We start from the raw sequence: 21,347 nt of genomic DNA, 5'->3' as shown, positions 1-21,347 counted from the left end.
GGCGAACTCCGCAATCAGTAACGAATTTTCGGATCGATAACGGCGTAGAGCACGTCAACAATCGCGTTAAAGACAATGGTCAGCAGACCAACCAGAATGGTCAGGCTCATCACCAGTGAGTAGTCACGGTTCAGCGCGCCGTTGACAAACAGCTGGCCGATACCCGGCAGACCGTAGATCGACTCAATCACCATCGATCCGGTGATGATGCCGACGAAAGCCGGCCCCATGTAGGAGATCACCGGCAGCAGAGCCGGTTTCAGCGCATGGCGCAGCACGATGCGGCGCAGCGGTAAACCTTTCGCCCGTGCGGTGCGGATAAAGTTCGAGTGCATCACTTCGATCATCGATCCACGGGTAATACGGGCGATGCTGGCGATATAGGCCAGCGACAGGGCCACCATCGGCAGCAGCATGTAGTTCCACTGCCCGCCATTCCAGCCGCCGCCCGGCAGCCACTTCAGGCTGATGGCGAACAGCAGGACCAGCAGCGGTGCCACCACGAAACTCGGTATCACCACGCCGGTCATTGCCACCCCCATCACCGCAAAGTCCCACAGCGTGTTCTGCTTAAGCGCGGCGATCACACCCGCCGTCACGCCCAGCACTACCGCGAGCAGAAACGCGGCCAGGCCGAGTTTGGCCGAGACCGGGAAAGCGTGCGCGACCAGATAGTTGACCGAATAGTCTTTGTATTTAAACGACGGGCCGAAATCGCCGTGTGCCAGCTGCACCAGGTAATCGACATACTGTTTGCCGATCGGATCGTTGAGGTGATATTTCGCCTCGATGTTCGCCATTACTTCCGGGGCCAGCGTACGCTCGCCGGTAAAGGGGCTGCCCGGGGCCAGGCGCATCATAAAGAAGGAGATGGTAATCAGAACGAACAGCGTCGGTAGCGCTTCAAGCAAGCGACGCAGGATGAATTTTAACATTGCCGTACCTACCAGGCTGTTGCTTCACAACATAAAAATAGTAAAAGGCGGCGCCAGACGCGCCGCCACTGCTGATAGCCTGAATGCTATTAGTGTTTAATGATGTAGAAGTTTTTATCCAGGGTTTTATCCAGTGGATCTTTACCGGTGTAGCCGCCAACGTAAGGTTTAACCAGACGCGTGTTCACGTAGTAGTAGACCGGAACGATGGTGCTGTCTTTATCCAGAATCTGCTCCGCCTTCTGATAATCCGCGGCACGCGCTTTCTCATCAGAAGCCTTGATCGCGTCACGCACCACTTTATCGAACTCCTCGCTCTTATAGTGCGCGGTGTTACTGCTGCTGTTGGACAGCATGGTGTTCAGGAAGGAAGTCGGTTCGTTGTAGTCGGCACACCAGGCGGCGCGTGACACATCGAAGTTACCCTGATGACGGGTATCCAGGAAGGTTTTCCACTCCTGGTTTTCCAGCTTAATGTTCACGCCGATGTTTTTCTTCCAGATTGACGAGGCGGCAATCGCCAGCTTCTTGTGCAGATCGGAAGTGTTATAAAGCAGGTTAAAGGTCAGCGGTTTATCCGCGGTGTAGCCCGCTTCAGCCAGCAGCTTTTTCGCCTCGGCGTTACGTTTGTCCTGTGACCACTTGAACCAGTCTGGCGGCAGAATGTCCATGCCGTCGGTGGCTGGCGGCGTGTAGCTGTAAGCCGGCTTCTGGCCCTGCGCCAGCACTTTGTTGACCATGATGTCACGATCCAGACCCAGCTTCAGAGCAGCACGTACGCGCGGATCGGTGAATGGCGCTTTCTGGTTGTTAATTTCGTAGTAGTAGGTGCAGAGATAGGGATCGACGTGCAGCTCTTTGCCGTTGTCACGCTGCAGCTTTTTGAACAGCTCAATCGGCAGGTTGTTGTAGGTCATGTCGCTGCCGTTTTCGGAGAAGTAGCGGTTAACGTCGCTGACTTCTGAACTGATTGGCAGGAAGGTCACTTTGTTCAGCACGGTGTGCTCGTTGTCCCAGTAGTTCGGGTTACGCACCAGGGTGATGCGCTCATTGATAACGTGCGCGTCCAGCTTAAAGGCGCCGTTGCCGACCCAGTTCTGAGGCTGAGTCCACTGATCGCCAAACTTCTCGATGGCCGGTTTATAAACCGGGGACATCACGGAGTTGATCAGCAGCTTATCGAAGTAAGGTACCGGCTCGCTCAGGGTGACTTCCAGCGTGTGATCATCAATGGCTTTAACGCCCAGATCGGTGATCGGTTTTTTGCCGGCGATGATGTCATCGACGTTCAGGATATGGCCATATTGCGGGTAGCTGGCGTACGGTGAGGCGGTTTTAGGATCGACCAGGCGCTCCCAGCTGTAGACGAAGTCCTGTGCGGTGACAGGTTCGCCATTAGACCATTTGGCATTTTTGCGCAGGTGGAACGTCCACACTTTGAAATCTTTGTTTTCGTAACTTTCCGCCACGGCCGGGATCGGTTTACCGTTGCTGTCGTTGACCAGCAGACCTTCATAGAGGTCGCGCGCCACGTTGTCTTCCGGTACGCCCTCAATTTTGTGAGGATCCAGCGACTGCACTTCATCGCCATTGCCGCGTACCAGCTCCTGTTTTGCAGCCAGCTCAACGCCCGCAGGCACGGTAGCCGCCAGAGCCGCATTCCCTGCCAGGGCACTCACTGCGGCGAAAACGCCCGCTGCAATCAGGCTTTTTTTCGTGATGTTGTTCATTATTACACTCCAGTTTTATTATCGTCACCGTGGCGATGCACTGCCACGGCGTCCCCCGTCTCCGGGCTCCCCGGCCTGTACCAGGGATATTGACCCAAAATGGTCTTTATGCGGATGCGTTTTCTGACTGTCTCGCCGGACGGCGATCAGATCAGTGTTGTCTGATGAAGTAGTACTTCAGGTCTGTCATGTCCTGCGGGTCTTTGCCCGTAAAGCCGCCAACCCAGGGCTTTACCAGGCGCACACTTACGCGGTAGTAAACTGGCACAATTGGTGAGTCTTTGTCGAGTTGTGTTTCAGCCTGCTGATAGAGGTCAGCGCGTGACGCTTCACTGCCCGCCGTGAGGGTCTCTGACATCAGCCGATCGAAGGTTGCACTGCTGTAGAATGCGGTATTAATTGAGGCGTTGCTGATCAGCATATTCAGGAAGGTGGACGGCTCGTTGTAGTCGGCACACCAGGTTGCCCGCACCACGTCGAACTGGCCCTGATGCCGGGTCTCCAGCATGGTTTTCCACTCCTGATTCTGCAATGTGACTTTCGCGCCCAGGTTTTTCTGCCACATTGATGCGGCCGCAATCGCCTGACGTTTATTCTGATCGGAGGTGTTGTAGAGCAGTGTGAAGCTCAGCGGATGGGCGGCATCGAATCCCGCCTCTGCCAGCAGCTTCTTCGCCGCCTCATTGCGCTGCGCCTGCGTCCAGGTGAACCAGGCGGGTGGCGTCAGCCGGATACCGGCGGTAAAGGGTGGCGTCAGGCTATAGGCGGGGATCTGTCCCTGGGCCATGATCTTATTGGCGATGATATCGCGATCCAGCGTCATCTTCAGCGCGCTGCGCACCCGCGCATCGGTAAATGGCGGCTTTTTGTTATTAATTTCGTAGTAGAAGGTGCAGAGCAGCGGACTGACTTTCACTTCGTCGCCCAGCTCTTTGCGCAGTTTGCCAAACATCTCAGGCGGCACCGCGCTGTTGGTGATATCCGTGCCGCCGCTGCGGTAGCGGTTGATGTCGCTGTTTTCCGAGGCGATCGGCAGGAATGTCCCCTGCTCAATCACCGTATGGACGTTGTCCCAGTAGTGCGGATTACGCTTCACAACGATTTTCTCATTCACCACCCAGTCGCTGAGCTGGTAGGCACCATTGCCGACATAGTGTTCCGGGCGCGTCCAGGCCTCACCCCACTGTTTAATAGCGGGTGCGTAGACCGGCTTCATCGCCGTATGCGCTAACATCGCCACCAGATAAGGTACAGGCTCGCTCAGGGTAATCTGCAACCGATGCGCATCCAGCGCCTTAACACCCAGTTGATCGGGTGACGCTTTACCTGTCAGGATGGCGTCGATATTGGCGAAGTGCGCAGCCTGCAGATAGCTGGCATAGGGTGACGCGGTTTTCGGATCCACCAGACGACGCCAGCTATAGACAAAATCATCGGCGGTGACGGGCTGCCCGTTGCTCCACTTCGCATCCTGGCGCAGTTGAAAAATCCAGGTGTCAGGCTGCGGGTTCTCCCAGCTTTTCGCCACGCCAGGCACCACCTCACCCCGGTTATCCGTGTTGACCAGTCCATCCAGCAGATTGTGAATAATATTGGATTCCGGCACGCCTTCAGTTTTATGCGGATCCAGCGAGGAGACTTCACTGCCGTTATTAATCACGATCGCCTGACGGGCCGCCAGTGCGGTCCCCGGCGGAACCGTAGCGGCATAAGCTGGCGAAAACGCCATCAGCAGAACAGTTGCGATAAGTGATCGCTGTTGCTGCAATTTATTCATCCCAATCATGCGACACGCCAACCCTTTATTAAGTATCCCGACAGGCTTAAGCAAAAAGCGTTCTCACTTTGGGCTTTCGGAGAAAAAAATTACGCTGGGCCAGAAATTATCAGAAGCCCTTGTGGGGTGCCAAAGTAAAATAGCTAAAATGTTAACTAATTCTCTTTTATCATGAGAAGCGCGGCAGCGAAAGCGTTAATTTTTGTTCTGAAAATAACTTATGCTATTGATAAATAGATAAATTATTCGAAATCGCCGCATTAAAGGGATGAGAAGAAAAAAAATGTGCCCGATCTGTCAGTTATCGGGAAAAAAGGCGCCTCTCTGCGATGAAATCGATTTCCTGAGGCGTTATCTGGCGGTTTATGAGGCTGGCTGAAAAATTTGTAGCAGAAAATGATGTGAAAATAGTGACATTCTTTTGCAGAAAAAAGTCTGTGATCTGAAACGCAGTAATGAAATTTATAATTTCCAGCCCGAGTTAAGCTGCGCGAATAAATGCATCGTTATGGTGCAATGAAATTCCCTTTTTGCACCATAACGGTTCACCTGATCAATTCATTGCCTGAAATAAGTGCGCTGCTAATTGAGCAGACCGGGGAAAATGGCCTTCATGCCGGTGACAACAAATTCGATCCCCAGCGCCATCAGGAGCAGGCCCATGATACGCGTGATGACGTTAATCCCGGTCTGGCCCAGGATGCGCACCATTAAGGGTGCGGCCCGGAACAGCAGCCAGCAGCAGAAGGCAAAGATAGCTATCGCCAGGGTAAAGCCCAGCAGGTTGAGCCAGCTGTGATAGCGGGTGCTCCAGACGATGGTTGAACTGATCGCCCCCGGCCCGGCCATCAGCGGTAACGCCAGTGGCACCACACCCACGCTTTCGCGAATGGCGGTTTCTGATTTCTCCTGCTTGTTCTGTTTATCTTCACCCAGCTTGCCGCTAATCATCGACATTGCAATGGTGACCACCAGAATCCCGCCCGCAATACGGAAAGAGTCGATGGAGATGCCAAACACCCGCAGAATAGCATCGCCCAGAAAGAGCGACGTCCAGAGGATAATAGCGACCGCCAGATTGGCGGTAAGATTGGTTTTATTACGCTCAGCCACGCCCTGATAGCGGGTCATGCTGATAAACACCGGAATAATTCCCACCGGATTAACCAGCGCAAAGAGCCCGACAAAAAATTTTATATAGCCTGATAGATCTAACAGCGCAGGATTCACGACTTTACTCCGTACCGCAGGGGGGAAAACGCGCCTAATGTATGTGAAAACGGACACAGACGCCAGATGCGGGCTCAGCAATTTATGCTGTTGAACTGTGGCACATTTAGCGCTTTACGCCAGTGATTAAATAATGGCTGGCGATAGGCGCTGCCGGGCCCCGGTGCTTTGGATACGATAAGTTTGAGAAACCCGGGCGCTGAACCCGCAGCTGAATGGTGTCAGCTTGCGTTTAAATTGATCTGAATCAAAATCGCCCTACCCCGAACCAGGTAATCTTTTCGCAACGGAAGCATTAGCGGCAGCGAAGTAAACTCTCACGGCCGCCAGAAAAGACTTATTCAGTAAACAGTTGAAAATCCAGCCGTTCCTCCGCTATCAGACGCATTAAAGCAGCGTGACTATACTCAGGGACGCAGGATTGTTTACTAAAAAAGTTTAACTTCCTTCAGGAGAACACCATGGCCGTAACCAATATCGCGGAACTTAATGCACTGGTTGAACGTGTAAAAAAAGCCCAGCGTGAATATGCCAACTTTTCTCAACAGCAGGTCGACGCCATTTTTCGTGCCGCCGCCCTCGCCGCCGCCGATGCCCGCATTCCCCTCGCCAAGATGGCCGTTGCCGAATCCGGTATGGGTATCGTCGAAGATAAAGTCATTAAAAACCATTTTGCCTCTGAGTATATCTACAACGCCTATAAAGATGAGAAGACCTGTGGTGTGTTAGCCACTGACGATACCTTCGGCACCATCACCATCGCCGAGCCGATCGGCCTGATTTGTGGCATCGTCCCGACCACTAACCCGACCTCAACCGCCATCTTTAAAGCCCTGATCAGCCTTAAAACCCGCAACGGGATTATCTTCTCGCCACACCCACGCGCCAAAGATGCCACTAACAAAGCCGCAGATGTCGTTCTGCAGGCGGCGATTGCAGCCGGTGCGCCAAAAGACATTATCGGCTGGATCGACGCCCCTTCCGTGGAACTTTCCAACCAGCTGATGCATCACCCTGATATCAATCTGATTCTCGCCACCGGCGGGCCGGGCATGGTGAAAGCAGCCTACAGCTCCGGTAAACCCGCGATTGGTGTCGGTGCCGGTAATACGCCGGTCGTGATTGATGAAACCGCCGACCTGAAGCGCGCTGTCGCCTCTATTCTGATGTCAAAGACCTTCGACAACGGGGTGATCTGCGCCTCTGAACAGTCGGTGATTGTGGTGGATTCCGTCTACGACGCGGTGCGTGAACGCTTTGCCAGCCACGGCGGCTACCTGCTGCAGGGTGCCGAACTCCAGGCGGTGCAGGATATCATCCTGAAAAATGGCGGACTGAACGCGGCCATCGTCGGTCAGCCTGCGGTAAAAATTGCCGAAATGGCTGGCCTCCGTGTGCCTGCCGGCACCAGGATCCTGATCGGTGAGGTAAAACGGGTGGACGAGTCAGAACCGTTCGCTCACGAAAAACTCTCGCCAACGCTGGCGATGTATCGGGCGAAGGATTTCCAGGATGCCGTCGACAAAGCCGAGAAGCTGGTCGCCATGGGCGGTATCGGCCACACCTCCTGTCTCTACACCGATCAGGATAACCAGACCGAGCGCGTGCACTACTTTGGCGACAGAATGAAAACGGCGCGTATTCTGATCAACACACCGGCTTCGCAGGGGGGTATCGGTGATCTCTACAACTTTAAACTGGCACCTTCTCTGACGCTGGGCTGTGGTTCATGGGGCGGTAACTCGATTTCTGAGAACGTCGGGCCGAAACACCTTATCAACACCAAAACTGTCGCCAAGCGAGCTGAGAATATGTTGTGGCATAAACTTCCTAAATCCATCTATTTCCGTCGCGGTTCACTGCCGATTGCGCTGGAAGAGGTGGCAACAGATGGTGCAAAACGAGCCTTTATCGTCACCGACCGCTTCCTGTTCAACAACGGCTATGCTGACCAGGTGACCCGCGTACTGAAATCGCACGGCCTTGAAACGGAAGTCTTCTTCGAAGTTGAAGCGGACCCGACGCTGAGCATCGTGCGCAAAGGGGCGGAACAGATGAACAGCTTCAAACCGGACGTTATCATCGCGCTGGGTGGCGGTTCCCCGATGGATGCTGCCAAAATTATGTGGGTGATGTACGAGCATCCTGAAACCCACTTCGAAGAGCTGGCGTTACGTTTCATGGATATCCGTAAACGTATCTACAAGTTCCCGAAAATGGGCGTGAAAGCGCGCATGGTCGCCATCACAACCACTTCCGGTACCGGGTCAGAAGTCACGCCGTTTGCCGTGGTGACCGATGATGCCACCGGTCAGAAATATCCTCTGGCGGACTATGCGCTGACGCCGGATATGGCGATTGTCGATGCCAACCTGGTCATGGATATGCCGCGCTCACTCTGCGCGTTCGGCGGTCTGGATGCTGTGACCCATGCGCTGGAAGCCTACGTTTCTGTACTGGCGAATGAGTACTCTGACGGACAGGCGCTGCAGGCACTGAAGCTGCTGAAAGAGAATCTGCCGGCCAGCTATGCCGAAGGGGCGAAAAACCCGGTTGCGCGGGAGCGCGTTCATAACGCCGCGACCATTGCCGGTATCGCCTTTGCTAACGCCTTCCTCGGGGTCTGTCACTCCATGGCTCATAAACTGGGTTCAGAGTTCCATATCCCACACGGCCTGGCGAACGCGCTGTTAATCTCGAACGTCATCCGCTACAACGCAAATGACAATCCGACCAAACAGACGGCTTTCAGCCAGTATGACCGTCCTCAGGCTCGTCGTCGCTACGCCGAAGTGGCAGACCACTTAGGTCTGAGCGCACCTGGCGACCGCACCGCACAGAAAATTGAGAAGCTGCTGGCATGGCTGGATGAGATCAAAACCAAACTTGGTATCCCCGCCTCTATCCGGGAAGCCGGTGTGCAGGAAGCGGACTTCCTGGCGAAAGTCGATAAACTGGCCGACGATGCGTTTGACGATCAGTGTACCGGCGCGAACCCACGCTATCCGCTGATTGCTGAGCTGAAACAGATCATGCTCGACACCTTCTACGGTCGTGAATTTGTCGAGCCGTTCTCAGGCGTCGCTGAGGCGGTGGCTGCTGAGCCGGTAAAAGAGATGAAGAGCGAGAAAAAAGCGAAAAAAGTCTGATAGTCCCGCTTTAACAGGCTGATAAAAAAAACCCGCCACGGCGGGTTTTTTTCTGTCTCAGCAATGAGGATCGGGCAGCGGCGTCTGCGCGCCGTGAATCGCCTGCAGCGACCCCTGCTCTATCGCCTGTTTGTAGTGCTTGCGGCAGACGGAGATATAACGCTCGTTCCCCCCAATCACCACCTGTTCACCTTCGCTGAACGGTTTTCCTTCGCTGTCCAGACGCAGCACCATGCTGGCCTTACGGCCACAGTGACAGATCGTTTTCAGCTCAACCAGCTTGTCTGCCCATGCCAGCAGATACTGACTGCCAACAAAGAGTTCACCGCGGAAATCGGTTCTCAGACCATAGCAGAGCACGGGAATATCCAGGTCATCGACAACATCAGAGAGCGCTTTAACCTGCTCGCGGGTCAGAAACTGACTCTCATCAACCAGAACGCAGTGAACCGGACTGGCGGCGTGCTCGGCAGCGATCTCGCTGAAGAGCGACGTCTCTGCATTATAGAGAGAAGCTGGCGACGAAAGACCGATGCGGGAGCTCACCTGCCCGGCACCAAAGCGGTTATCAATTTCAGCGGTGTAGACCAGTGAACGCATCCCGCGCTCCTGATAGTTGTAGGAGGATTGCAGCAGTGCGGTCGACTTCCCTGCATTCATGGCAGAGTAATAAAAATAGAGTTGAGCCATAGAAACGTATCTTCATCAGGACTGAACGGAATGGCGCGCATATTAACACAAAGTGCCGGCATTACATTGTCGCTGATGCCCCTCTGAAGCGTAACGGCGGAGCGGCCCGAGGCTGGCAACCGGTTTATCCGGCGGATTCCGGGTGCGACCGGTGCGACTGAATTTAATTTCTTTAACCGTAATAACAGAGATGACATTTTTACTACGGTCCGAAATACATTAAATTTTTTTCACATCCACCCGTATGAAACTATTTTTTAAATTCTTCCTGACACCTTTTTTTTCAGCCGCGATTATTTTTTACCGCCTGGCTAAGTAGTGCTTTTATTTTTTTATGATTGAGTTTATTTAATGTCACCACTACTATTAGCGGGCAACACAACTTTTTCCTTATTCAGAGACCAGGACAATGAGCGAAGCACTAAAAGTTCTTAATAATATCCGTACGCTGCGCGCCCAGGCCAGAGAGTATTCCGTGGAGACACTGGAAGAGATGCTGGAAAAACTGGATGTGGTGGTAAAAGAGCGCCGTGAAGAAGAGTCACATTTTCAGGCTGAAAATGAAGAACGCACGCGTAAACTTAATCAGTATCGTGAAATGCTGCTGGCCGATGGTATTGACCCGAACGAACTGATTGGCTCGCAGGCTCCCTCTGCACGGACAACGGCAAAAGGTAAACGCTCAGTGCGCCCGGCTAAATATGGCTACACCGATGAAAAAGGCGAATCCAGAACCTGGACCGGCCAGGGACGGACACCAGCCGCGATTAAAAAAGCGCTGGAAGAACAGGGTAAAAAGCTGGACGATTTTTTACTTTAATCGCACCCGGTTTTGCGGTCTGAAACCTTCGTGACCCGATAGCCATTAAAAAAGGAAGCCAGAGCTTCCTTTTTCTTTTTCATCAGACGCGATAAAAATCCCGATACCACTCCACGAAGTTTTTAACGCCCTCTTCAACGCCCGTCCTGGGTTTAAAACCGATTGCCTTAAACAGCGCCTCGGTATCCGCACTGGTTTCCAGCACATCGCCGGGTTGCATAGGCATCAGATTTTTCTTCGCCGTAATACCGAGTGCTTTTTCCAGCGCCTCAATATAGTTCATCAGCGTGACAGGCTGGCTGTTACCAATATTATAGACGCGATAAGGCGCGGAACTGGTAGCAGGTGAACCGGTTTCAACGGTCCAGTTATCATCCTGCTGAGGAATAACAGCCTGCAGACGGACAATCGCTTCTGCAATATCGTCGATATAGGTAAAGTCGCGTTTCATCTGCCCCTGGTTATACACATCAATCGCCTCACCCGCAATCATGGCACGGGTAAATTTGAACAGCGCCATATCCGGGCGACCCCAGGGGCCGTAAACGGTAAAGAAGCGCAATCCGGTCGTCGGTAACTGATAAAGATGCGAATAGGTATGCGACATCAGCTCGTTGGCTTTTTTGGTCGCCGCATACAAAGAGACCGGGTGGTCCACGCTATCTTCAGTCGAGAACGGCATTTTACGGTTCAGTCCATAAACGGAACTGGATGACGCGTAGAGCAGATGTTCAATTTTATGATGACGGCATCCCTCAAGAATATTGAGGTGACCAATGAGGTTGGCATCGGCATAAGCATGCGGATTTTCGATGGAATAGCGGACGCCGGCCTGAGCACCAAGATGGATTACGCGCTGGAAGGCGTGCTGGTCGAACAGTGACGCCATTGCGTCACGGTCCGCCAGGTCCATCTCAATAAAAGTAAAACCTGGGTCGGTGTTAATTAAATTGAGACGGGCATGTTTGAGATTTACGTCGTAATAATCATTCAGGTTGTCGATACCGACAACCTGGTGACCGGCAGCCAGCAGACGTTGGCTGACATGAAAACCAATAAAACCTGCGGCGCCGGTGACCAGAAAGTTCATAAATCCCTCGTTAATTATGCAGGTTGAATAGACGCTCCGCGGCCGATTGCATAATAAACGAAACCGCGTTTGCTGATACGCTCTGGATCATACAGGTTACGACCATCAAAAATCACGGCTTCTTTCAGCGCATTTTTAATGATGTCGAAGTCAGGTGCACGGAAGTTCTGCCACTCCGTACAGATGACCAGCGCGTCAGCGCCCTGCAGTGCAGCTTCTTTGGTGCCCATCAGCTTAAGATCGCTGCGGTGACCATAGATGCGCTGCGCTTCATCCATCGCTTCAGGGTCAAACGCCTGCACAGAGGCGCCCGCTTCCCACAGCGTTTCCATCAGCACGCGGCTGGAGGCTTCACGCATATCGTCGGTATTCGGCTTGAATGAAAGGCCCCAGAGTGCAAACGTCTTACCTTTCAGGTCGTCACCAAAGTGACGCTTGATAAAGGTTGGCAGCTTGGTTTTCTGGCTGTCATTCACATCTTCCACCGCCTGCAGCAGGCGTGGCTGATAGCCGATGGACTCAGCGGTACGGATCAGCGCCTGCACATCTTTCGGGAAGCAGGAGCCGCCGTAGCCACAGCCAGGGTAGATAAAGTGATAGCCGATGCGGGGATCTGAACCGATACCCTGGCGGACTTTCTCAATATCTGCGCCTAAACGTTCAGCCAGGTTAGACATCTCGTTCATGAAGCTGATTTTGGTGGCCAGCATACAGTTGGCCGCATATTTGGTCAGCTCTGCACTGCGAATGTCCATCATAATCATGCGATCGTGGTTGCGGTTAAACGGCTCATAAAGCTCGCGTAACAGTTCAATCACTTCGTCGTTGTCGGTGCCGACAACGATACGCTCAGGACGCATACAGTCGTTGACTGCCGCACCCTCTTTCAGGAATTCCGGGTTAGAGACCACATCAAAGGTGATGTTGGCGTCACGCGCTTTCAGCGTTTCCGTCATTACTGCACGAACTTTATCTGCTGTGCCAACCGGAACGGTTGATTTGTCGATAACCACTTTGTGATCGTTCATATGCTGCGCAATAGTGCGCGCTACGGCGGTCACATATTTCAGATCGGCAGAGCCGTCTTCGTCCGGTGGTGTACCCACTGCAATAAACTGCATAACACCATGGTTTACGCCCAGTTCAGCATCAGTGCTGAACTTCAGTCGACCGGCTTCGTAATTTGACATTACCAGCGGCGTTAAACCTGGTTCGAAAATAGGAATGATGCCTTTCTTCAGATTTTCGACTTTATTCGCGTCGACATCAATGCAGAGAACGTCATGTCCGACTTCGGCTAACACCGCAGCCTGAACCAGACCGACATAGCCGATACCAAATACAGTGACTTTCATCGAGTTATCCTGTGTTTATGAATTACTTTTTGTTGCCAACTGCGCTATCGAGCCATTCAGAGAAATCTTTGCCCAATACCGGATGACGAACACCGTACTCAACGAAAGCCTGCATGTAGCCCAGTTTGTTACCACAGTCATGGCTGACGCCTTTCAGGTGATAAGCTTCAACAGTCTCTTTTTCCATCAGCATGGCAATAGAGTCAGTCAGCTGAACTTCGCCGCCTGCACCTGGAGGCGTCTTCGCCAGCAGTGGCCAGATATCAGAAGAGAGCACGTAACGACCTACAACGGCCAGGTTTGATGGCGCTTCTGCCGCTTTAGGCTTCTCAACCACACCGACCATTGGCGCGCTGTCGCCTGGGTTCAGTTCTGCACCCTGGCAATCGACTACACCGTACGCGGTGACATCGGCAACCGGCTCAACCATGATCTGGCTGCGGCCAGACTCTTCATAACGGCTCAGCATCTCTGCCAGGTTATCTTTGGTTGGGTTAGATTCATATTCGTCGATGATGACGTCTGGCAGGATAACCGCGAATGGCTCATTACCGATCAGCGGGTGTGCACACATAACAGCGTGGCCCAGGCCTTTTGCGATGCCCTGACGAACCTGCATGATGGTGACGTGTGGCGGGCAGATGGACTGGATTTCATCCAGCAGCTGACGCTTAACGCGTTTTTCCAGCATTGATTCCAGTTCGAAGCTGGTATCAAAGTGGTTTTCGATGGCATTTTTTGAGGAGTGCGTTACCAGCACAATTTCATTGATGCCCGCAGCAATACATTCGTTAACGACATACTGAATTAACGGCTTATCAACCAGCGGTAACATCTCTTTTGGAATCGCTTTGGTCGCAGGCAGCATACGCGTACCCAAACCCGCTACCGGGATTACCGCTTTTTTTACTTTGGTATTATTGGCAGACATTAAGATACCTCTCTCATAGGCCGTTCAAGTTAATACTTGATATGTCGGTTAAAATCGAAAATGAGTATATCAGTTAGTATCGAACGGATTTATCCTGGAAGGCATGAAACCGTCGAAATTAAGACTATTACCCAACTGTAAAGCTAAACTCTGGCCCTGCGATCAGCGCCAGAATCTTACTGTAATCAACCTCTATTCTTCCGTGGAAAGCATCAGCCGGATACGTCCTCCGGCGCCCCAGACGTGACATTGCCAGTTCTCGGCGCGCTGACTGATCTGGTTAAGATGGGTACTGCCCATAGTGCCAAGCGGTACACCATTACTGAGCTGAATCTGATGAGCCTGAACATGAAGGGTGGCGTTTAATCCGGCCGACACCAGGATCAGGTTTTTGAGACCGCGATGGTAATAGCCCACCAGCAAGGGGAACTGGCCGCTCAGGTTCGCCTGACGCAGCAGCAGATTGACCTGTCTGAGCAGACCATTCAGCTCCGGCAACCGCTGTTTTTGTCCGCTGAGCTGCTCCTGCAGCAGGCCGTTGAACAGCGCACGCAGCAGCAGGGCCGCCAGTACGCCATTGTCCCCGGCGCGCGTCACGTCGAGGCAGTAAAAGGCCAGATCCCTGTCGGAGAGCGCCGCGATGTCGAGCACCAGGCCGGGCTGCTCCGCCATCGTTAACTGACGGTAGTTCACCCGGCAGTTGGCAATGGTCTGCTGCACCGGCGGCTGCAGCTGCTTAAGCAGTTTAGCGGCGGCCTGTGGGTCGCGAACCAGCGCATCCCAGTCCTGGAATAGCTGCTCATCCTCTTCCACTTTGGAGGTGAACATTGAGGGATAGAGGCACTCGTAGACCGCTTCACGGAAGCGTTCAAAATTCTTTAATGGTTTAAGCAGCACATCCTGCACCCCAAGACGCAGCACATGGGCGATATCAGACATGTTCTCGGTGGCCGAGACGATCAGAATCGGTACCACGTTGCCGCGGGTACGAATATGCTCAACGAACTGGATCCCACTCATGCGGGGCATCTCCAGATCGCAGATAATCAGGTCGACAGTATGCTGTTGTAGTTGTGCAATTGCTTCCAGACCATCTTCCGCTTGTAACGTCACAGCACCCATCGATAACAAAAATTGGTCCAGCAACGAACGGAAAACAGCCTCATCTTCGACAATGAGTATCTTTTTGCCGAGTAGTGGTTTTTCCATTCTTTCCCCCTGCGTACCAGATATTTCAATAGTGGTTCATAAAACGCAGTTGCGCCTTTCAGAATTGCCCAAAGTCACCGCTTTGAATGAACAACCTGATTATCTGCCACGGACCAGTGGTAATAGTTCATCCATTTTCTTCTCTACGGCGGCCCTGCCTGCCTCAATCGCTTCTTCAGCCCGATGAAAGTCCAGCGTTGAAATCTGCGGGCAGACCGGCTGGATCAATACGTCGGGTGGATCGCCTGCCATCCGATTTCTTTTCAGACGATTCTCCAGCACCTGGATAGAGGTCGACATGATCTCCATCGCGCCGGGTGACTGCGAAGCCCGACGCTGGGTGAAATTCACCAGCCGCTGTCGGAGCTTTCCGCCCCAGCTTAAGGCCGCTGCGGCCGCTTCTTCTTCACTATTCTGAGGCGTGACGGAAAAGAGATCCTGCTGCATGAGATGCGCGTCATGCTGTAAGTCCACGGCGATCACAATGTCTGCCCCCAGGGCCCGGGTCAGTGAAATCGGCACCGGATTGACGACGGCACCATCCACCAGCCAATACCCATTGTAGCCCACGGGCGGTAATAAACCTGGCATACTGCAGGAAGCCCGAACGGCCTGATGCAGCCCCCCCTCTGTCAGCCAGAGTTCACGGCCGGTGCTGAGGTTGGTTGCCACCACGCCAAAGGGTTTGTGGCACGCTTCGATAGCATCATTCGGGATAAGCTGACGGACATGATTAAACACCCGTTCCCCGCGTAACAGGCCGCCACGCTGCCAGGAGACATCCATCAGGCGAATCACATCCCAGTAGCGGAATGCACTGACCCATTTTTCCATCAGCGGCAGGCGATGATTGACATAGGCAGATCCCACCAGCGCGCCCACAGAGCAGCCGGCGACGACGTCGATCTCAATACCTGCACGCTCCAGCGCATTAATCACGCCAATATGTGCCCATCCTTTGGCGGCTCCTGACCCCAGAGCCAATCCAATTTTTACCTTTCTCATTTGTACCTGGTCCTGCCGTCAATACGTAGCGTCACAACGTGGGGTCCGCTAACATAGCGCGCTTCTGAAATCGACTCATCATTCTCTGGAGATAATGTGTCAAAAATCTGCCCATGCTGTAGCGGGGAGCAGTATAGCGTATGTTGCGAGCCCTTTCTGCAGGGTAAACAGATTCCTGTTACCGCTGAACAACTTATGCGATCCCGCTATTGCGCCTATGTTGAGCATAATGCGGACTATCTGGTTGCAACCTGGCACCCTGACAAACGCCATCCGGGCCTGTCCGGGCTTTTATCTGAAAGTTTTCCGGGCACCGAATGGCTTAGCCTGAATGTAACCTGTTGTAATCATGGACGCCACGAGAACGAAGCCTCTGTGACCTTTTTTGCGCGTTATCGCGAGAAAACGAACATTCATGCCATTCATGAGTGTTCACGCTTTCTTCGCGAGGATCAACGCTGGTACTATGTTGACGGTACCGCGCCCTCAACAGGCCGTAACGACCCCTGCCCCTGCGGCAGTGGCAAAAAATACAAAAAATGTTGTGGCTAAGCTGACGGCTTCCCAACGGTTTCACCCCTAATGCTTTGACAGGACTCTGATTGAGATGCAAGCGCAAACCATGCAAAGAAAAGTTTTACGAACCATTTGTCCCGATGCAAAAGGTCTGATCGCCAAAATCACCAATATCTGTTACAAGCACGAGCTGAATATCGTGCAGAACAATGAGTTTGTTGATCATCGCACCGGGCGTTTTTTCATGCGCACCGAGCTGGAAGGGATTTTTAACGACAACACACTGCTTGCCGATCTCGACAGCGCCCTGCCGCAGGGCTCGGTACGTGAACTGCACAGTGCCGGCCGTCGTCGCGTCGTCATTCTGGTCACCAAAGAGGCGCACTGCCTGGGCGACCTGCTGATGAAGAGCGCGTTTGGTGGTCTGGACATGGAAATTGCCGCGGTGGTGGGCAACCACGATACCCTGCGTTCACTGGTCGAGCGTTTTGATATTCCGTTCGTACTGGTGAGCCATGAAGGGTTAACGCGCGAAGAGCATGACAATCGCATGGCAGAAGAGATTGACCGCTATCAGCCCGATTATGTCGTGCTGGCGAAATATATGCGCGTCCTGACACCCGCCTTTGTTCAGCGTTACCCGAACCAGATCATCAACATTCACCACTCGTTCCTGCCCGCCTTTATCGGCGCCCGTCCTTATCACCAGGCGTATGAGCGTGGGGTGAAGATCATCGGGGCGACTGCGCACTATGTGAATGACAATCTCGATGAAGGCCCGATCATCATGCAGGATGTGATCAACGTCGATCACAGCTATACCGCGGATGAGATGATGCGAGCCGGTCGTGACGTCGAGAAGAACGTCCTGAGCAATGCGCTGTACAAAGTACTGGGGCAGCGTGTGTTTGTTTACGGTAACCGGACGATCATTCTTTAATCAGCTAGCGCACTGAATTGACGGCAGATTCAGCGCTACGCGTAAAAAGTGGGCAAACAGTTACTGTTTTGTCAGTGGGCGCTTTACACCCTTATCGCATTTGGTATGATGCGCCCCGCTTTACGCAATAACGATTCAGGCCATGGTGGGATTCCCGAGCGGCCAAAGGGAGCAGACTGTAAATCTGCCGTCACAGACTTCGAAGGTTCGAATCCTTCTCCCACCACCATCTGAATCTGCATTCGCGTAAGCCAGCCATATCCCAGGTGGGATTCCCGAGCGGCCAAAGGGAGCAGACTGTAAATCTGCCGTCACAGACTTCGAAGGTTCGAATCCTTCTCCCACCACCATCTCATATAGTGCACCCTTTTCGCATACCGACATCTTATTCTCCTGTTCTGCGGGGGAGAGGGATGAGAACCTTCTATTAAGGTTCGGGTCGAGCTTTGCGAGACAACGCGCTTCAGCGCGGCCCGCAGGGTGAGGCGCAACGCGCCGAATTATCCTTCTCCCACCACCATCTCATATAGTGCACCCTTTTCGCATACCGACATCTTATTCTCCTGTTCTGCGGGGGAGAGGGATGAGAATCTTCGATCCGGCTTCCGTTATCCCTGCCCTTTCCTTTCTGCTGTAATTCTCCGCCTGTTCCGCCATGACTTTTTCAGCAAAAATCGCTACCATCTTCGCCCATCACTTGCTGAACAATGGTCGAACTCATGAAATTTGTTTCATTTAACATCAACGGCTTGCGTGCCCGTCCGCATCAGCTTCAGGCGCTCGTCGAACAGCATCAGCCCGATGTTATCGGTCTGCAGGAAACCAAAGTCCATGACGACATGTTCCCGCTGGAAGAGGTATCAAAGCTCGGCTATCACGTCTTCTATCACGGGCAGAAGGGCCACTACGGCGTCGCGTTGCTGACCAAAGCGCAGCCAGTCTCTGTCAGCCGTGGCTTCCCGGGTGATGACGAGGAGGCCCAGCGCCGCCTGATCACCGCTGAACTTCCCAGCCCGATAGGCGATATCACGGTCATCAACGGCTACTTCCCGCAGGGTGAAAGTCGCGACCACCCCACCAAGTTCCCTGCCAAAGAGAAGTTCTACCGCGATCTGCAGCGTCTGCTGACCGAGGATCTGCCTGCCGATAAGCCGGTGCTGATTATGGGGGATATGAATATCAGCAGCACCGACCTGGATATCGGTATCGGTGAGGAGAGCCGCAAGCGCTGGCTGCGCACCGGCAAGTGCTCTTTCCTGCCGGAAGAGCGTGAGTGGATGGACCGTTTGCTGGGCTGGGGTCTGGTGGATACGTGGCGTGAGCAGAATCCGGCGGTCGCCGATCGCTTCTCCTGGTTCGACTACCGGTCTAAAGGCTTCGATGACAACCGCGGACTGCGCATCGACCTGCTGCTGGCCAGCAAAAACCTGGCCGCGCACTGCGTGGAGAGCGGCATCGACTATGAGATCCGGCGCATGGAGAAGCCGTCTGACCACGCGCCTGTCTGGTCAACTTTCCGCTTTTAAGTAACGGTCGCGTGGCCGAACGCCACGCGATGATTATTTCACAATCTTCCAGATCAGATTGTTGGTACCCAGCGATTGCTCATCACGGGCACACTGCAGCAACACGCCTTCCGATTTCACCACCGCGCCTTCTGTATAGTTACGGTTTTCGAAGATGCAGCAGCGCAGACAGTCCGGCTGACGACGCTCTGCCTGCGTCCAGGCTTCCGGCGGCAGATCCACCACCACATCCGTGTTCGTCCCATTATTACCTGGTGGCATCGACTGATAACGGCCGTTAGCCTGCGCCAGCCCGCTCGCCAGCGACAGGGCCACGACCACTAAACCTGAATAACGCCTCATTCCGTCTCCTTTACTTTACGCCTGGTTTTGCGCACCGGACGTTTCTGTCCGGTGGACGGTAATCCCCGAAATGCATGCGCCGCAGGCTGCTGTCGCGCCTGCTGAATCAGGCCGGTCAGGGTCTGAACCAGCGGCTGCATAAAATCATCATAGCGGCACGCCTTTTCACTGATGCGCGTCAGTGTCGATTCCCACTGCGCCGTCATATCGGGACGCGCTGCCAGATCGGGCAGGGAGTGAATCAGGGCGCGTCCGGCCTCAGTTGAGTGGATATAACGCCCCTTTTTCACCAGGAAGCTACGACGAAACAGGAGTTCGATGATCCCCGCGCGTGTGGCTTCCGTTCCTAAACCATCGGTCGCACGCAGCACTTTCTTTAATTCTTTATCCTGAACGAAACGCGCGATGCCGGTCATCGCAGAGAGAATGGTGGCGTCGGTAAACGGCCGCGGCGGCTGAGTCTGCTTCGCCACTACTTCACCCCGCTCGCACAAGAGCTCATCCCCTTTGGCCACCACCGGCAGCGGCATCCCATCGTTCTCCTCATCCCGCTCTTTGTTGCCCAGCAGCGCGCGCCAGCCCGCCTCCGCCAGAAAACGCGCTTTCGCCACGAATTTTCCGCCCGCGATATCAAGATCGATGACACATTTGCGGAACACCGCATCCGGGCAGAACTGCATCAGATACTGCCGCGCCACCAGCGCATAAATCTGCTGTTCGTTTTCGGTGAGTTTTACCGCGCCGGATCGGGCGGTCGGAATAATGGCGTGGTGGGCATCCACCTTTTTATCATCCCAGCAGCGGTTCCGGCGATCGGCATCGAAATCGGCTGGCGGTGTCAGGGCAGACTGGTGCGACTGTATCGCTTTTAACACCGCATGACGGCCGGCAAAATGCTCTTCCGGCAGATAGCGGCTGTCCGAACGCGGATAGGTGATCAGTTTGTGGGTTTCATACAGGCGCTGACAGGTATCCAGCACCGTCTGCGCGCTCAGTCCGTAGCGTTTTGCCGCCTCAATCTGCAGGCTGGACAGCGAGAATGGCAGCGGCGCCACCTCATTTTCCCGCTTATCGCTGTAGGCAGAGACGATCGCAGGCTGGCCGGTAATGCGCGCCACCACATGGTCGGCCAGCGCCCGTTTCAGCAGACGACCCTCTTCATCCTGCCAGGGTTCACAGGCTTCGCTGGGGATCCAGCTGGCGACAAACCGGACACCCTCCGGCGTCAGGATATGCGCTTTCACTTCAAAGTAATCTTTTGGCACGAAGTTCTCGATCTCTTCATCGCGCCGCACCACCAGTCCCAGCACTGGCGTCTGAACACGTCCCACCGACAGCACCCCGTCATAGCCCGCATTACGGCCCAGCAATGTCCAGGCGCGGGTCATATTGATGCCGTAGAGCCAGTCTGCTCGGGCTCGCGCCAGCGCAGAGACGCAGAGCGGTATGAACTCGCGGTTTTCACGCAGCCGGTTAACGGCCCGGTCCACCGCCTGCGGGTTGAGATCGTTGATCAGACAGCGCTGCACCTTGCTGCGCTTTTCAGCCGACAGATTCAGGTAGTCGAGCACCTCATCCACCAGCAACTGCCCTTCCCGATCCGGGTCACCGGCATGTACCACTTCCGTGGCCTGCGCCAGTAATCCTTCGACCACTTTCAGCTGTTTTACCACTGAAGGGCGCGGCTGTAGCCGCCATTTCTCCGGGATGATCGGCAGATCGGCCAGCGACCAGCGCGCATAACGGCTGTCATAACTGTCAGGTTGCGCCTGCTCCAGAAGATGCCCCACACACCAGGTGACAATCTGATCGTTACCGCAGGCAATAAAGCCCTCACCGCGTCGATGCGGTTTTGGCAGCACATCTGCAATAGCACGCCCAAGGCTCGGTTTTTCCGCAATAAACAAACGCATTGAATCAGGTAATCCTTAACATCAGGGGTTACTCAGCGATAACCGGTTATCCACTGTCGGTTTGAATCCTGGCGCTATGTTAGCCTGGCAGGGACGCGGGTGTAAGCATGACGCACGGCCTTAGCGATCGTTCGCACAGGAACCGTGCAAACGGCAGGGGCAGACATCGTCCCTGCCGTTTGCTGCGGG

Annotated in this window: 17 protein-coding genes, 2 tRNA genes and 1 other RNA gene; 8 read left to right on the top strand and 12 right to left on the bottom strand. The window is 54.0% G+C overall.

The window, feature by feature from the left end:
- Positions 1-14: 14 nt before the first annotated feature.
- From oppB to ACNY69_RS08605, 4 genes are all read right to left on the bottom strand, one after another.
- Positions 15-935, bottom strand: coding sequence for an oligopeptide ABC transporter permease OppB (gene oppB / locus ACNY69_RS08620; protein WP_111140042.1), 921 nt, complete (start codon positions 933-935; stop codon positions 15-17).
- Between the two features lie 89 nt (positions 936-1,024).
- Entirely contained in the window at positions 1,025-2,665 is a 1,641-nt protein-coding gene (gene oppA / locus ACNY69_RS08615) for an oligopeptide ABC transporter substrate-binding protein OppA (protein WP_111140041.1), read from the bottom strand.
- Positions 2,666-2,816: 151 nt separating this feature from the next.
- Positions 2,817-4,442: an ABC transporter substrate-binding protein gene (locus ACNY69_RS08610; protein ID WP_418797943.1), complete on the bottom strand. Its 1,626-nt coding sequence runs from the start codon at positions 4,440-4,442 to the stop codon at positions 2,817-2,819.
- Positions 4,443-5,024: 582 nt separating this feature from the next.
- Complete coding sequence (locus ACNY69_RS08605) at positions 5,025-5,672, bottom strand: YchE family NAAT transporter (RefSeq protein ID WP_111140040.1); 648 nt, start codon at positions 5,670-5,672, stop codon at positions 5,025-5,027.
- Between the two features lie 461 nt (positions 5,673-6,133).
- Here ACNY69_RS08605 and adhE point away from each other — a divergent pair, with 461 nt between their 5' ends.
- Entirely contained in the window at positions 6,134-8,821 is a 2,688-nt protein-coding gene (adhE, locus tag ACNY69_RS08600; RefSeq protein ID WP_293771061.1) for a bifunctional acetaldehyde-CoA/alcohol dehydrogenase, read from the top strand.
- Between the two features lie 57 nt (positions 8,822-8,878).
- Here the strand turns inward: adhE and tdk are convergent, their stop codons facing one another.
- Complete coding sequence (gene tdk / locus ACNY69_RS08595) at positions 8,879-9,511, bottom strand: thymidine kinase (RefSeq protein WP_111140038.1); 633 nt, start codon at positions 9,509-9,511, stop codon at positions 8,879-8,881.
- 409 nt (positions 9,512-9,920) lie between these two features.
- Here tdk and hns point away from each other — a divergent pair, with 409 nt between their 5' ends.
- The gene (gene hns, locus ACNY69_RS08590; RefSeq protein ID WP_111140037.1) at positions 9,921-10,331 is read left to right on the top strand and encodes a histone-like nucleoid-structuring protein H-NS; all 411 of its coding nucleotides are present in this window, start codon (positions 9,921-9,923) and stop codon (positions 10,329-10,331) included.
- A gap of 82 nt (positions 10,332-10,413) precedes the next feature.
- On the opposite strand, the gene ACNY69_RS08585 is transcribed toward hns, so the two are convergent.
- The 5 genes from ACNY69_RS08585 to rssA form a co-directional block, all read right to left on the bottom strand.
- Positions 10,414-11,421, bottom strand: coding sequence for an NAD-dependent epimerase (locus ACNY69_RS08585; protein WP_293771064.1), 1,008 nt, complete (start codon positions 11,419-11,421; stop codon positions 10,414-10,416).
- Between the two features lie 14 nt (positions 11,422-11,435).
- The gene (locus ACNY69_RS08580; protein WP_111140035.1) at positions 11,436-12,776 is read right to left on the bottom strand and encodes a UDP-glucose dehydrogenase family protein; all 1,341 of its coding nucleotides are present in this window, start codon (positions 12,774-12,776) and stop codon (positions 11,436-11,438) included.
- Between the two features lie 22 nt (positions 12,777-12,798).
- Complete coding sequence (gene galU / locus ACNY69_RS08575) at positions 12,799-13,707, bottom strand: UTP--glucose-1-phosphate uridylyltransferase GalU (RefSeq protein ID WP_111140034.1); 909 nt, start codon at positions 13,705-13,707, stop codon at positions 12,799-12,801.
- Positions 13,708-13,899: 192 nt separating this feature from the next.
- Entirely contained in the window at positions 13,900-14,916 is a 1,017-nt protein-coding gene (rssB, locus tag ACNY69_RS08570; protein WP_111140033.1) for a two-component system response regulator RssB, read from the bottom strand.
- 99 nt (positions 14,917-15,015) lie between these two features.
- Complete coding sequence (gene rssA / locus ACNY69_RS08565; protein ID WP_111140032.1) at positions 15,016-15,921, bottom strand: patatin-like phospholipase RssA; 906 nt, start codon at positions 15,919-15,921, stop codon at positions 15,016-15,018.
- Positions 15,922-16,017: 96 nt separating this feature from the next.
- Here rssA and ACNY69_RS08560 point away from each other — a divergent pair, with 96 nt between their 5' ends.
- The 6 genes from ACNY69_RS08560 to xthA all read left to right on the top strand — a co-directional run bounded on the left by ACNY69_RS08560 (position 16,018) and on the right by xthA (position 18,903).
- A complete protein-coding gene (locus ACNY69_RS08560; protein ID WP_111140031.1) occupies positions 16,018-16,473 on the top strand; it encodes a YchJ family protein in 456 nt (151 codons plus the stop codon).
- Between the two features lie 55 nt (positions 16,474-16,528).
- A complete protein-coding gene (gene purU / locus ACNY69_RS08555; protein WP_111140030.1) occupies positions 16,529-17,377 on the top strand; it encodes a formyltetrahydrofolate deformylase in 849 nt (282 codons plus the stop codon).
- A gap of 144 nt (positions 17,378-17,521) precedes the next feature.
- Positions 17,522-17,606 (top strand) — tRNA-Tyr (locus ACNY69_RS08550).
- 36 nt (positions 17,607-17,642) lie between these two features.
- Positions 17,643-17,727: transfer RNA gene (locus tag ACNY69_RS08545), tRNA-Tyr, on the top strand.
- A gap of 42 nt (positions 17,728-17,769) precedes the next feature.
- A non-coding RNA gene (locus ACNY69_RS08540) (RtT sRNA) lies at positions 17,770-17,897 on the top strand.
- Positions 17,898-18,096: 199 nt separating this feature from the next.
- Complete coding sequence (xthA, locus tag ACNY69_RS08535; protein ID WP_111142072.1) at positions 18,097-18,903, top strand: exodeoxyribonuclease III; 807 nt, start codon at positions 18,097-18,099, stop codon at positions 18,901-18,903.
- Positions 18,904-18,936: 33 nt separating this feature from the next.
- On the opposite strand, the gene ACNY69_RS08530 is transcribed toward xthA, so the two are convergent.
- Together ACNY69_RS08530 and ACNY69_RS08525 are read right to left on the bottom strand one after the other, a co-directional pair.
- On the bottom strand, positions 18,937-19,245 hold the full coding sequence (locus ACNY69_RS08530) for a YnjH family protein (RefSeq protein WP_418797939.1): 309 nt from the start codon (positions 19,243-19,245) through the stop codon (positions 18,937-18,939).
- The gene (locus ACNY69_RS08525) at positions 19,242-21,158 is read right to left on the bottom strand and encodes a DNA topoisomerase III (protein WP_418797937.1); all 1,917 of its coding nucleotides are present in this window, start codon (positions 21,156-21,158) and stop codon (positions 19,242-19,244) included. Before ACNY69_RS08525 ends, ACNY69_RS08530 begins: the two co-directional genes overlap by 4 nt.
- Between the last annotated feature and the right edge of the window lie 189 nt (positions 21,159-21,347).

The sequence above is a fragment of the Pantoea graminicola genome, assembly GCF_048452665.1.
Taxonomy (GTDB): Bacteria; Pseudomonadota; Gammaproteobacteria; order Enterobacterales; family Enterobacteriaceae; genus Pantoea.
The sequence above is the reverse complement of the archived record's forward strand: the minus strand, read 5'-3'. Positions and strand labels throughout refer to the sequence as shown.

What these genes read in the sequence shown, in the direction of transcription:
- oppB (WP_111140042.1), bottom strand. Translation starts at nt 935, where the DNA reads ATGTTAAAATTCATCCTGCGTCGCTTGCTTGAAGCGCTACCGACGCTG.
- oppA (WP_111140041.1), bottom strand. Translation starts at nt 2,665, where the DNA reads ATGAACAACATCACGAAAAAAAGCCTGATTGCAGCGGGCGTTTTCGCC.
- ACNY69_RS08610 (WP_418797943.1), bottom strand. Translation starts at nt 4,442, where the DNA reads ATGAATAAATTGCAGCAACAGCGATCACTTATCGCAACTGTTCTGCTG.
- adhE (WP_293771061.1), top strand. Translation starts at nt 6,134, where the DNA reads ATGGCCGTAACCAATATCGCGGAACTTAATGCACTGGTTGAACGTGTA.
- tdk (WP_111140038.1), bottom strand. Translation starts at nt 9,511, where the DNA reads ATGGCTCAACTCTATTTTTATTACTCTGCCATGAATGCAGGGAAGTCG.
- hns (WP_111140037.1), top strand. Translation starts at nt 9,921, where the DNA reads ATGAGCGAAGCACTAAAAGTTCTTAATAATATCCGTACGCTGCGCGCC.
- ACNY69_RS08585 (WP_293771064.1), bottom strand. Translation starts at nt 11,421, where the DNA reads ATGAACTTTCTGGTCACCGGCGCCGCAGGTTTTATTGGTTTTCATGTC.
- ACNY69_RS08580 (WP_111140035.1), bottom strand. Translation starts at nt 12,776, where the DNA reads ATGAAAGTCACTGTATTTGGTATCGGCTATGTCGGTCTGGTTCAGGCT.
- galU (WP_111140034.1), bottom strand. Translation starts at nt 13,707, where the DNA reads ATGTCTGCCAATAATACCAAAGTAAAAAAAGCGGTAATCCCGGTAGCG.
- rssB (WP_111140033.1), bottom strand. Translation starts at nt 14,916, where the DNA reads ATGGAAAAACCACTACTCGGCAAAAAGATACTCATTGTCGAAGATGAG.
- rssA (WP_111140032.1), bottom strand. Translation starts at nt 15,921, where the DNA reads ATGAGAAAGGTAAAAATTGGATTGGCTCTGGGGTCAGGAGCCGCCAAA.
- purU (WP_111140030.1), top strand. Translation starts at nt 16,529, where the DNA reads ATGCAAGCGCAAACCATGCAAAGAAAAGTTTTACGAACCATTTGTCCC.
- xthA (WP_111142072.1), top strand. Translation starts at nt 18,097, where the DNA reads ATGAAATTTGTTTCATTTAACATCAACGGCTTGCGTGCCCGTCCGCAT.
- ACNY69_RS08530 (WP_418797939.1), bottom strand. Translation starts at nt 19,245, where the DNA reads ATGAGGCGTTATTCAGGTTTAGTGGTCGTGGCCCTGTCGCTGGCGAGC.
- ACNY69_RS08525 (WP_418797937.1), bottom strand. Translation starts at nt 21,158, where the DNA reads ATGCGTTTGTTTATTGCGGAAAAACCGAGCCTTGGGCGTGCTATTGCA.